This is a genomic window from Gardnerella sp. DNF01157, assembly GCF_049244225.1.
GTDB classification, from domain to species: domain Bacteria; phylum Actinomycetota; class Actinomycetes; order Actinomycetales; family Bifidobacteriaceae; genus Bifidobacterium; species Bifidobacterium leopoldii.
The window spans coordinates 458,400-471,149 of record NZ_CP058388.1; the positions used below are offsets into that span (position 1 = coordinate 458,400).

At 40.2% G+C, this 12,750-nt stretch carries 9 protein-coding genes; 1 reads left to right on the plus strand and 8 read right to left on the minus strand.

Annotated features, from left to right (window positions below; translation table 11 throughout):
* Positions 1–77 precede the first annotated feature (77 nt).
* The 5 genes from HXT38_RS01630 to HXT38_RS01650 form a co-directional block, all read right to left on the minus strand.
* Positions 78–482, minus strand: coding sequence for a Fur family transcriptional regulator (locus HXT38_RS01630; protein ID WP_421791941.1), 405 nt, complete (start codon positions 480–482; stop codon positions 78–80).
* Between the two features lie 20 nt (positions 483–502).
* Complete coding sequence (gene purK, locus HXT38_RS01635) at positions 503–1,675, minus strand: 5-(carboxyamino)imidazole ribonucleotide synthase (RefSeq protein WP_004106000.1); 1,173 nt, start codon at positions 1,673–1,675, stop codon at positions 503–505.
* Positions 1,659–2,123, minus strand: a complete 465-nt coding sequence (purE, locus tag HXT38_RS01640) for a 5-(carboxyamino)imidazole ribonucleotide mutase (protein ID WP_217430206.1) — start codon at positions 2,121–2,123, stop codon at positions 1,659–1,661. Before purE ends, purK begins: the two co-directional genes overlap by 17 nt.
* A gap of 113 nt (positions 2,124–2,236) precedes the next feature.
* Positions 2,237–4,900 carry a bifunctional lysylphosphatidylglycerol flippase/synthetase MprF gene (locus tag HXT38_RS01645; protein ID WP_421791943.1) on the minus strand — a complete coding sequence of 888 codons (2,664 nt, stop codon included), beginning with the start codon at positions 4,898–4,900 and terminating at the stop codon, positions 2,237–2,239.
* Position 4,901: 1 nt separating this feature from the next.
* Positions 4,902–6,281 carry an alpha/beta hydrolase gene (locus tag HXT38_RS01650; protein ID WP_064340224.1) on the minus strand — a complete coding sequence of 460 codons (1,380 nt, stop codon included), beginning with the start codon at positions 6,279–6,281 and terminating at the stop codon, positions 4,902–4,904.
* Positions 6,282–6,589: 308 nt separating this feature from the next.
* Between HXT38_RS01650 and HXT38_RS01655 the strand changes: the two genes are divergently transcribed.
* Positions 6,590–8,671, plus strand: coding sequence for an LTA synthase family protein (locus tag HXT38_RS01655; RefSeq protein ID WP_421791945.1), 2,082 nt, complete (start codon positions 6,590–6,592; stop codon positions 8,669–8,671).
* A gap of 109 nt (positions 8,672–8,780) precedes the next feature.
* Here the strand turns inward: HXT38_RS01655 and purD are convergent, their stop codons facing one another.
* The 3 genes from purD to purF form a co-directional block, all read right to left on the minus strand.
* Complete coding sequence (gene purD / locus HXT38_RS01660) at positions 8,781–10,052, minus strand: phosphoribosylamine--glycine ligase (RefSeq protein ID WP_421791947.1); 1,272 nt, start codon at positions 10,050–10,052, stop codon at positions 8,781–8,783.
* A 70-nt stretch (positions 10,053–10,122) separates the two neighbouring features.
* The gene (gene purM / locus HXT38_RS01665; RefSeq protein ID WP_410297023.1) at positions 10,123–11,157 is read right to left on the minus strand and encodes a phosphoribosylformylglycinamidine cyclo-ligase; all 1,035 of its coding nucleotides are present in this window, start codon (positions 11,155–11,157) and stop codon (positions 10,123–10,125) included.
* Between the two features lie 80 nt (positions 11,158–11,237).
* Positions 11,238–12,725 carry an amidophosphoribosyltransferase gene (gene purF / locus HXT38_RS01670; protein ID WP_004105975.1) on the minus strand — a complete coding sequence of 496 codons (1,488 nt, stop codon included), beginning with the start codon at positions 12,723–12,725 and terminating at the stop codon, positions 11,238–11,240.
* Positions 12,726–12,750: the final 25 nt, after the last annotated feature.

Here is a 12,750-nt window from a genome sequence, read left to right on the forward strand (position 1 = left end):
GAGCTTGCTCAAGGTTGAAAGCACGGTGTGCTTTCAACGCAAGCGAGGTCTGCACGCGTCAATAAGACGCGCGCAGGTTACTTATCTTCTTCGCGGCAGCTTTCGCATAAGCCGAATACTTCTAGCGTATGATCCACCACAGTATACCCGTGAGATTTAGCTACTTTATGAATCCAGCCTTCGTCGTCAGGCGGCTCAATATCAACAGTTTTTCCGCAACGTTCGCAAACTAAATGATGGTGGTGCGTATTCTCGTCGCAAATGCGGAATAATTGCTGACCGTTAAAACGCACTGTGTCTACTTCGCCGCTTTGAGTAAGCGAATTAAGTTGACGATACACTGTTGCTAAGCCAATAATCTCCCCGTCTTTGGCGAGTATTCTGTGCAAATCTTGTGCAGAAACAAAATTACGAGACTCGCGTAAGTAGGAGAGTACTATTTCTTTTTGTTTTGTATGTCTACGCATAGGCTCACTAGACATTTCGCATCCTTTCGTCGTTTTTAGTCTAGTTCGTCGTCCCAGCAGCCTGTTGCATCTAATGCGGCAGCGGCATCAACAGGATTATCGCATAGCACAGTAATATGACCCATTTTGCGATTCTTACGAACTTCAGCTTTTCCATAATCGTGTATATGCCATTCTGGATGTTCCAAAATCAGCGAACGCGTAGGAGCCACATGTTGTCCAAGAACATTTACCATAACAGCAGGGGAAAGTAGCTTAGGCTTCTTTAAAGGCCAACCAACAATACCGCGAATATGTGCTTCAAATTGATCCATATCGCAAGCTTCAATCGTATAATGCCCGGAATTGTGAGGGCGAGGAGCGAGTTCGTTTACTACTACGCGATTATCTTTAGTGATGAAAAGCTCAATTCCTAATGTTCCTGCTAGTTCGAATCCTTTAGCTAAGCGCAAAGCTAATTCGTGAGCTGTTTTTTCAACTTCAGGATCAACTACTGCAGGAGCTAAAGTCATGTGCAAAATACTATTGTGATGCACGTTTTTTACTAGAGGATAAGTTACGAAATCCTTACCATTTCCAGAAACCAGGATCGATGCTTCAAAAGCAAAATCAACGAAACCCTCGAGAATTGAAGGAGGGAATTTTCCTCCGCGATCCGAGCGATGGTGAATGTTAGCAACGTCTTCTTCTGTACGCAAAACATCTTGGCCATGACCGTCGTAGCCGCCGCGACGAGTTTTAAGAATTGCTGGCAAGCCTATTTCGTCAATAGCAGTATCTAAGTCGTCTAAATTATTTACTTCACGCCACGGAGCTGTTTCGATTTTATGACTATTAATGAACGTTTTTTCACTGACGCGATCTTGAGTTACGCGTAACAGGTCAGTTCCTTGTGGGATTGCGGTTAAATGACGAACTTTATCAAGTGCGTCTGCGTTAACATTTTCAAATTCGTAAGTTAATACATCGCAACGTTCAGCAAGCTCACGCAAGCCTTCAGGATCGTCGTAATTGGCTTCAACCTGCAAATCTGCTACTTGGAACACAGGGCAGTCAAGCGTAGGATCAAGAACACCAATACGAAAACCCATATGGCGAGCTGCAATAGCCATCATGCGCCCTAACTGGCCGCCACCAATAATTCCAATAGTGGATCCTGGCATTAAACGTTCAACAGCGCCATTAGTTACTTCAGATAAGGTTGGCATTTGATTCCTCGACTTTTTCTTTTAGTTCATTGCGATATTCTGCTAGTTCTTTAGCAAGACGATTATCAGTTGTGCTTAGAATGCTTACAGCAAGCAATCCAGCATTTGTTGCTCCAGAGTTTCCAACTGCAGTAGTTGCAACAGGAATACCTCCTGGCATTTGTACTATTGAAAGCAATGAATCCCAGCCTGATAGCGCATGCGAGCGTACTGGCACTCCAATAACAGGAAGCGTGGTTTGTGCCGCAATCATGCCAGGCAAGTGGGCAGCTCCGCCGGCTCCAGCAATAATAATTTTGAAACCGTTTGAGCGAGCATTATGCGCAAAATCTGCCATTAATTCTGGTGTACGATGTGCGGAAATAACTCGTTTCATATACGGAACTTGGAATTTATCTAGAATTTCACAAGCATGACGCATGGTTTCCCAATCACTTGAGGATCCCATTACGACAGCGACGGTTGGCTTTACTTCTGACACGATGAACCTCCCTGACGTGCACTTGTTACTTTACGCAACACTAGGGAGAACTCGCCGAAGTTTATCTAAAACTTAACAAATTATTTGTTCGCTTCATTGCTTTTTGGTCGCAATGATTTTACCATTTCTAGTATTTGTTTAGGATTAGCTTCCGGTAAATAGGCGTGAGTTACAGCTAGTGAAATCTGAGCTAATTTTGCAGAATCCATATAGCAAACATATACGGAACTTGCAGATGGTTGGAATTTTTTCTTGAAGAAATATAGTGATTTGAATCCATAAGCTGGTTCCAAAATGTCAGACATCATTTCTAGCGCATGATTAATAACGTTAGAAGATTTTTGACCATTTTCGTTCAATGTGTCTTCGTTTATGCCAGCTAGAGGTGCTGCAGAAAGGCTCATAAATTCTACAGCGCAATCTGGGTTTTCTAATCCTTCATCTCTTAAACGTTCTGCCATTCTAGCAATTAATAATTCCATAATCCCATTAGGACTATCTGTGCGGTGACGCATAAAATCAAGCGTCCAACCAATAATTCGATTATTTCTATATGTTGGCATCCAGCTAGTTACTCCAAGTACCCTGCCGTCTTCATTAATAGCGTATAAAATTTTGACGCGGCTATCCTGAAGTTCGTCAAGTCCGCCGAGAGTAAATTTCATTTCTGGAAGAGCTTTTAACTCTGCCCATTCTTCTGAAATTTCTACAATTTGTTGCTGTATGTCCCAAGAGGCTTCGTTATATGTTGTAAGTACGTCGGCAATTCCATCTCGTTTTGCTTTGTTTATAGCTGTACGAATATCTTGCCATTTTTTCCCTCGCGTCTGCCAAGCATTAGGGTCTACTAGCATGTCTGTTCCGACTTTAATAGAAGTAAATCCAAGTTTTTCTAGTTCTTGACGCGTTTTATCGTGCACAGCATAGAATGCTGGAGACCACGAATTTTGCTCGCATAATTTAATAAATCCTCGAATATCTTGCGAATACTCTTTTTCATCTCCAAAAGGCTCTGTAAGAGTGAGCGCAATACCGTAATTTAGTCTATAGGCGATTGCAGATTGCCCGCTTTGAGAGAACCAATAATGGTTATTTGCCCAAGTCGTCATAAAGCTCATTGTGTTTCCGCCAAGTTCTACTAATGAGCTTGCTTTTTTTCTATCGTTTTCGCTTGTAGAGATGCTGCTGCGGAACCACGTAAAGCAGACAATAAACAATATTGCCCAGAATATCACGCCCACGCTTTGTGCTAGTAAAGAAGATAGAGGTGTTTCAGTGCGAAGCATTGCGTTAGATCTGTTTCCAAATCCCATAGGCATCCAGCGCCCTGGTAAATCTCGCAATAAGTGGTAAACATCAGCAGATGGAGTAAATTCTTCAGGTATCATAAGACCAAAAGCAACATATCCAGCGCCAGTTATGTACAATGCTATAAAAATCGCTATTAGTCCCAAACGTGCCTGTAGTTTGCTCGTATGAACAGAAAAATGCTTTAAATTAATTATCAACAAAATAGTAAGCAATAATGGTGGGAGAGCTGTAAGCATAAAAGCAACAGCAACAGCATTATGTTGATGTTCCAAAATATTTTGTTTTGTGGCAATTAAAGGCAAAACAGTGAAATACATTCCTGCATATAGCACAGTTAGTGCGTTTATAAATATAGAAGTTAATGCAGCTAGTCTACGCCCTCGTAACATTCCCCACGCAATAATCATCAGTGTGATGCTTGGTAATAGAATGCGAATCCATAATCCGCCAATTGCAGCGTGATGTAGACCTGAATGAAGAAAACAATTATTTGTACTGTAATTTGTCATGCATCGCGTAAGCCATGTTTTAGAGCCTAGTTGCGGTGACATAAACAAACCAAGAGTAGTAAGAATTCCTGCGTGAGAGCGCGAAGATAATGCCAACACTGGACCTAATGCAATAATGCTCTGAGCTACTGCAAAAAGCCTGCGAATTTCGTAATCTGTACCTTCCCACCAGTTTACACTTCGTTTAACGCCTTTTGTTTTGCTCATAATATTGCCGATGATGTGCCCTGTAAGGGCTGCAATAATAGTGCAATAATCGCCAGGATTTCCACTATAAAGAAGCATTGCTGAAGTAGTAGCGTATCCAATTACTAAAGTTCTTCTGCGCCACAAAATAGATTCGTAAGATGCAGAAGCCATAAAAGCGCCAATAAACAGTGTGAATGGAGATAGTCGAATAGGAATCTTGGTAATCCAATGCATGTTTCGAATAATGATTGAAAGATTACCTATGATTGTTAATCCTACAATTATGCCAACAAGTGTGCTAAATATTGCAATATAAATAATATTAAGTCTACTTATACGAGTTTCTGCAACGCCAATAAGTACGGCAACAAGTAAACAATTAACCATAAGAGATGGCATATTATTTACGAAAATAAGCGAATGACATACTTTTGTCAGCAGCTCTGTGACGTTTCCGTGCCCGAAGAATAGGCTTGGACCTTTTGAGCGATGATGCCGCATAAACAATTGTGCAAGAGTAGCGCTTGTGCCATAAGTATAAAAATGCATAAGCGTTAATACAACCCAATGTATGCAATTTATAACAATAAAAATGCACGTAAGTGTTAATGCAAAAACTTTATGTTGCATCCAAGCTATGAAATCGTGCATCAATATTTTTGTATGCCGAATTGCTGAATGTTTAGAATCAGAATCATTTTTCTTACAACGTTTATGAAAGAAAGACAGCATCATATTAGTCTCGATTCACCTGCTGGTTGATAAGAATTTGTACATTTTGGTAGGTATTAAGTTTTGGTGCAGTGCTTGAAATACCTGTTTTTTTGCAGAATTGATCAATTGCTATTTTTAATCCAGCTTTTACTGTGTGCCAATCATGACCATTGCCTTGAGAAAGCATGGTTATAACGTTCATTCCAGCGCGATGTGCGCTTAGTGCGATGGTTGCCTGATTCGCTTGAGATTTAGTATCCCATGAGCCCGCAATAGCGTAATAATTTTGTTTCAAAGGAGCATTTTTACGCATTATCACACTAGGTACGTGTCGCTCATATTCTGATGTGTTTCCATTGAAATAATGATTAATTGTTTCTTGGCGATTCTTATACGTTGGTTCTAGTTCCCCTCCGGCAGAAAAAATGTTTCCAAATATATCAGGGTGAGATGGAACTAGTTGCGTTGAGCAAGTGCCTCCTTGTGAGAAGCCGCCCATAAGCCACATTTTAGGATCTTTGCTTACTGGCAAATGTTTGCGTATCCATTTAGGAACATCATTAATTAAATATGTTTCTGCTTTGCCGAACACATGTGTATCCGCACACAGAGAATTATGCGAAGATTCACCATTTTGGTCAGGAGCTACAACAATAGGTGCAAGACCGTAGTGATCTTTCGCGTAATTGTCTAAAGTATTTGCAATATCGCTTGCTGCAAAAAAGTGATTAGGGCTACCAGGTTGTCCTGCGAACATGACCATAACTGGCAGTTTTGGTGGTTTTTTAACAAGTGCAGCAGGTGGCAAGTATACGTTCGCTATTCTAGCATTGAAATGTGAAGCAGTGTTAGGGATATAAACTGAACGAACAATACCTTTTTTAGGAAGTTTTGGCAGTTTTTGTTGTGCTGCTAACTCTCTCCACTGCTTAATACTAGAGGATGCGGATTTTTGCTTATTAACTTCTAGTTTTGGAAAACCGCCCATTCCAAATATTGAACCTATTGTCGTGTATTCCCCATAAATCATGTCTACATGAAGAGCTGTGCTTGCTAACGTCAAGATAATAGCTATTACTGCAACTAGTTTCCTCCATTTGTGTAAGAAAACAAGTGCTGTTGCTGCAAAACCTATAAGCCCGAAGCCGCATGCAATAGAAAAAATAACGAGCCATCCAAGACTTACTCCGAATACAAGAAACACGTCAGAAATAAGCCAAGCAATTATTCCACCGACAAAAAATGTTATGACACCTATTGCAAGCTGTATTAGTAAGTGGAACATTTTCTTGCCGCGTTTTGTTTTCATAAAAAGCAACAAGACTAAAGAAATACCATTTACGCTAAAAAGGCTTATTGGTAGCCATCCTTGCAAAAGACTCACTTTTGCCAATTGCAGCATGTTTGACTCCTATACTTTCTAGTCTAATTTGCGTACCAGTTACCAATCTAAGCGACATATACGCACAGTAATTGCCCAACCTAGTAATGTAATGCTAGTATCTGAAATTTTCCTCAATATTTGTTTTATTTTTATTATTTATTCTATTTAAATAATAAATATCGAAACATATATTGTAATCAGTCCTAAGTATTAAAATCGCTATTTTTCTTGTTTCAATGCATTGTTAAAAAGTTATGACGATAGCAATAAGTAAACTTGCACATTATTAGTAATAATTAGTATGTGTGTAATTTATTGAGGATAGTATGAAGTCATTTTTGCGCTTGAAAGTTCCGTATTGGCTGTATGCATTTCTTTTCTTTGTTATTGACGGCATGTCGGTAATTATTGTGCAAATGGGTGTGCAGCGCGCTGGAAGAGTTGAGATGACTTCTGCAATGTCTGGTGGACGTTGGGGATTAATAACTAAAACTTGGAGAGAACTTAATTTTGTTATTGTTCTTAGTGCGCTCGTTGTTGCGATGATATACGGTTTAATTCTTTTGATTAGTAACCGATTTTGGATATCAAGTGCGATAATTCTAAGTGTTTCATTGCTTATTGCTGTTATTGAATATATGAAAGTAAATGTTCGTTATGAAACTATTCTTCCTGCGGACTTAAACTTTTTAAAAAGTAACACTGGTAATGTCGCTTCATTTTTGCCAGATAATGCTCCTATGGTCATTGGTGTTGCTTTAGGCGTTTTTATTTTGCTTTTAGTTACAACTGTTTGCTTACACATATTTGATACAAATCATGGAAAGATTGTGCAATTTAAAGATTGGCGCTATTCTGCTGGCATTCGTGTTGCAATTGCGTTGATTTTAATAGGGAATTTAAGCTGGTATATTGGCGGCGTTGGCACAGTTGACTCTTCGGCTAATGTTTTTTCTAAAATGCTTGGTGACAGTCCTGCTATGTGGGATTCTGTTTATGACGCTCAACGCAATGGTGCCATTGTGGCATTTTTGCGTAATGTAAATCCTAAAATTATGGATAGGCCGGCTGATTACAGTGAAGAAACTATGAAGGCTGTATACAAGCGTTATAACGATGAAGCTAAACGTATAAATCGTTCTCGTACAACAAATATGAACGATAATACTTTTATTCTTATTTTGTCTGAATCGTTCTCTGATCCTACTCGTGTTCCTGGTTTGAAGTTGAACAAGAATCCAATACCATTTATTAGCAATTTGAAGAAGCATACGGATAGTGGTTTGATGCTTTCTTCTGGTTACGGTGGCGGTACTGCAAACCTAGAGTACATGTCTTTAACTGGTTTGAGCATGGCTAATTTTGATCCTTCAATGACTAGTCCGTATCAGCAGTTGGTTCCTAATGCTCAATGGTCTCCAACTATTAATCAATATTGGGATGATTCTCGTAATTCTATTAAGTCTATAGCTTTCCACCCGTATGAGCCGAGCATGTATTTGCGCGCTACTAATTACAAAAAGTTTGGATTTAGTAAGTTCTACGCATTGCAAGGACCTGATGTTATTGCTCACCGTGATGTGCTAGATAAATCGCCATATGTTTCTGACGCATCAGCATATAAGAGTGCGTTAGAAAAGATTAAAGAACATAAGCAACCTAGGTTCGTACAAATTGTTACTATGCAAAACCACATGCCTTATAGGGATTGGTATGCGAATAATGAATTCGAAGCGTCTTCTAAAGATGGTGCCGCTGATCTTGGTGATGATGAAAAAACTTCTATTGAAACGTATGCTAAGGGTGTGCAGCACACTGATGAGGCGACGCAAGCGTTTTTGAAGAGTTTAGATAAACTGAATAAGCCTATTACTGTTATGTTTTATGGTGACCATTTGCCAGGAATTTACGGTACTGCAAGTTCGGATGAAAAGAATTCATTGTCTTTGCATTTGACTGATTATTTTATTTGGTCAAATAAAGTTGCTTTGGAGCGTAAAGAGCGTAGTGAGAAAAAATCTTCAAACAAAAATGTAGAGCATTCTAATACAAATAAAGATGTAGATCGTACTAATAAGTATTCTTCACCTAACTTCTTTATTTCTCAGGCTGCTTTACATATGAACGCTAAAGTTTCTCCGTATCTTGCTTTCTTAACTCGTCTGCATGAGCATGTGAGTGCTATGGAGCCTCCTGTTGTAAATACTATTCAAGGATGGGATAGAATTCCTGAAGGACAATCAATTTATTTGGATAATGATGGTAATCCGATGATTTTGTCTAAGATGGATAAGAAGTCACGTCAACTTCTTCACGACTATCGCTTAATACAATACGATATTACTGCTGGAAAGCATTATTTGCGTAATACTGATTTTATGAAATTACCGCGCCGCGCTAAAAGCTAGTTTGATCATTAAAATGCCCCTCGTTTGTATTTGATACATAGTATGTTTCAAATAGCGAGGGGCTTATTGATTTGCAGTTTGTTAATGAAAACTATATTTAATTAACAAACTATTTTAAAGCTTTTTCTGCGATATCATGCCTAAAGAACATGTGCGGAAGATTAAGCTTATCTAATATGCTGTAGACGTTGTTTTGAGCGTCTTTTACGTCGTCTCCATGCACTTGTACAAGAGCTACTCTGCCTGAAGAAGTAAGAAGTTTTCCGCTTTCTTCATCGCTTTTTACTCCTGCATAATACACGTGCTGACCTTGGTTTTCGTCAACAGGAATTTGAGGAAGTTGAGTTCCAGTAACTAAAGTGCCAGGGTAGCCTTCGCTAGCAATGATCACGCCGAGCGTAACACCGCCATTTTTCCAAGTAAAAGTCGGATTTTTATGCTGCAAAATATTCCATATAGCTGCACCAAAATCTGAAGTAAGGCGAGGAAGTACAACTTCTGTTTCTGGGTCTCCAAAACGAGCATTAAACTCAATAACTTTAGGACCTGTTGCTGTATCAATTAAGCCAGCATAAAGCACACCAGTAAAAGGCGTACCCTCTTTAGCTAGTCCTTCGACAGTTGGGCGCACAATTTCGTCGATAGCACGCTGAACTGTTTCGTCGCTAATTTGTGGCACAGGGCTATAAGCTCCCATGCCGCCAGTATTTGGTCCTTTGTCGCCGTCGTAAGCACGCTTATGATCTTGAGAAATAGGCATAACCCAAAAATCAGTTCCGCTTACAAAACTCATAAGCGAAAACTCTTGGCCTTGCAAAAATTCTTCAATAACAACTTTTGCTCCGGCTTGACCAAAACGATGATCGACGAAAATATCCTCCAAAGCATCAACTGCTGTTTGCTCATCCATAGCAACAGTAACGCCTTTTCCAGCAGCTAAACCATCCGCTTTAATAACAATTGGAGCACCATGCTCAATAACGTATGCGCGTGCCGGCTCCAAAGCGTCAAATGTTTTGTAGGAGGCAGTTGGAACACTGTGACGAGCCATAAGCTTTTTTGCGAAATCTTTAGAGCCTTCAATTTGAGCTGCGGCTTTGTTTGGACCAAAAGCGGCAATTCCATGCGCTTCAAAATCGTCAACAATGCCATTCATAAGCGGAACTTCAGGACCAATGAACGCAAAATCGTAGTTATTGTCTTTAACGAACTTAATAAGAGCGTCATGATCTGATTGACTTATGTTTGCAGTTTGAATGCCATCTGCTGCAATACCAGGATTTCCAGGAGCAACAGTTACTTCTTCAACGCTTTCTCCTTTAAGTAGCGCGTGTGCAATAGCGTGTTCGCGAGCGCCAGAACCAACTACTAAAACTTTCATTTTAATCCTTTATTGCTTTAAGATTTTGCTGTCTACTGTTTTGCAGCTTTATATTTTGCTGTTTTGTGGATTACAACAATTCGACTGCAGCGTTTTCGCGTTTAGCCATTTTGCCAATAATATAAGCTGTTTCGTCATGCTCGTTTAGTATTCGCATTGCCTCGTCTGCTTTGTTTTCGTCAACTGCCAAAACCATGCCAATACCCATATTAAAAACGTTGAACATTTCAGCGTGAGCAACTTTTCCAGCTTTTTCAATAACTCCAAAAATAGGTGGAACGCTCCAGCTAGTAGTATCAATTTTTGCAGCCAAATCATCTGCGTACATGCGTGGAACATTTTCAATAAATCCGCCGCCTGTAATATGAGCAACTCCCTTAATAAGATGTTCTGCAAAAAGTGGCTTTAAAGCTTTTACGTAGATTCGAGTAGGTTCAAGAAGAACTTCGCCAAGTGTTTTGCCATCAAGCTCATCTAGTTTGGTGTCAACGCTAAAACCTGCTTCTTCAAACAAAGCTTTGCGAACAAGAGAGAATCCGTTTGAATGAACTCCTGAAGAAGGAAGTCCTATAAGCACGTCGCCGGCAGTAATAGTGGAGCCGTCAACAATATTCGAACGTTCTGCAACGCCTACTGCAAAACCTGCAAGATCGTACTCGTCCTCGTCGTACATTCCAGGCATTTCAGCAGTTTCGCCGCCAATTAAACCTGCTTCTGATTGCACGCAACCGTCTGCAACGCCTGAAACTACCTGCTCAAGTATTTCAGGATTGTTTTTTCCGCACGCAATGTAATCGAGGAAGAAAAGCGGCTCGGCACCTTGAGCTGCAATATCGTTTACGCACATTGCAACGCAATCAATGCCAATAGTGTTATGCTTATTCATCATTTTTGCAATCACAAGCTTGGTTCCAACGCCATCTGTGCCAGAAATCAGCACTGGCTCTTTGTAACCAAGAGACGCCAAATCAAATAAGCCGCCAAATCCGCCAATGCCACCTACAACGCCTGGGCGCTTTGTGCGATTTACATGAGATTTAATACGACGTACTACTTCGTATCCTGCTTCTACGCTTACGCCAGCTTCTTCATATGCATGTGGCATATCGGTTCCTTTCGTAACACTGTTATAAGTATTTTCTTAAGTTTTATTTATAAATTGCAATAAACAATTAAATTATTAAGTTATATAAGATTTTCGTGCGAATATTTACTATGTTTCCTTACTTCTTGCAAATGTTCGCGTTCTTCAGGAGTAAGGGAAGCCAAGAATTCTTCGCCGTAATCGTCTAGTGCAGTAGGGTAGTCGCCATTAAAGTAAGCAACGCACAAACCGCCATAAGGAGCAGGCTTTTTTAATCCAATCGACTCGACTAATCCATCTAAAGACAAAAATGCTAAGGAATCAGCATCGATATATTCGCGAATTTCTTCAACTGAATGCTTTGCTGCAATAAGTTCCTTCGTAGTTTGAATATCGATACCGTAGAAGCAAGGATATTTAAGCGGAGGGGAAGAAATACGCATATGCACTTCTTTAGCGCCAGCTTCTCGAAGCAATTGCACAATGCGCTTAGAAGTAGTTCCGCGAACAATCGAATCGTCAATAACAATAACGCGTTTTCCTGCAACCACACCACGAACAGCAGAAAGTTTCATACGAACGCCTTGCTCGCGTAATTCTTGCGTCGGTTGAATAAAAGTGCGTGCAACATACTGGTTTTTAATCAATCCCATTTCGTTTGGAATTCCGCTTGTTTCAGCGTATCCTGCAGCAGCAGAAAGTGAAGAATTAGGTACTCCAATAACCATATCTGCTTCAACAGGAGATTCTTTAGCCAAACGCGCACCCATACGCTTTCGCACAGAATGAACATTAATACCGTAAATATTAGAATCTGGGCGAGCGAAATAAATAAATTCCATTGAGCATACTGCATGCTGTACGTGCTTCGTATATTGCTCAATAGTGTAGCCATCGTCATTAATAACAATGATTTCGCCAGGCTCAATATCGCGAATAAACTCTGCTCGCACAATATCAAGCGCACAAGTTTCAGAAGCGAGCACGTACGCGCCGTTCTTCATACGACCAAGCGAAAGAGGGCGGAAACCATTTGGATCAGTTGCTCCAATTAATGCATCTTGAGTAAGCAATAAGTAAGCAAAACCGCCATGAACAGTTTGTAAAGCTTCTTTTAGACGATCCATAAAAGTTGCTTTACTAGAGTGGCGAATCAAATGCATCAATATTTCAGTATCAGAATTTGAGTGGAATATTGAGCCTTTATCTTCCAAGGAATTACGTAGGCTAGTGCAATTTGTCAAATTTCCGTTATGAGCAAGAGCTACGTCTCCATCGTGGAAACGGAATAGGAAAGGCTGAATGTTATCAACGCTTCCAGAACCTGCAGTAGCATATCGCACGTGACCGATAGCCCGGTTTCCAGTAAGACGATCCATAACTTGTTCATTGCTAAATACTTGAGTTAGCAATCCCAATCCGCGATACCCATGCAGTTTGCCATTGTCGTTAGATACAATGCCGGCACCTTCTTGTCCTCGATGCTGTAGCGCATGAAGTCCAAAATATGTCAGCCTAGCTGCATCTTGATGACCCCACACACCAAATACGCCGCATTCTTCGTGAATATCTTCAAGTTCTGCAGACATTCATACCCCCTAATAATCGATGATT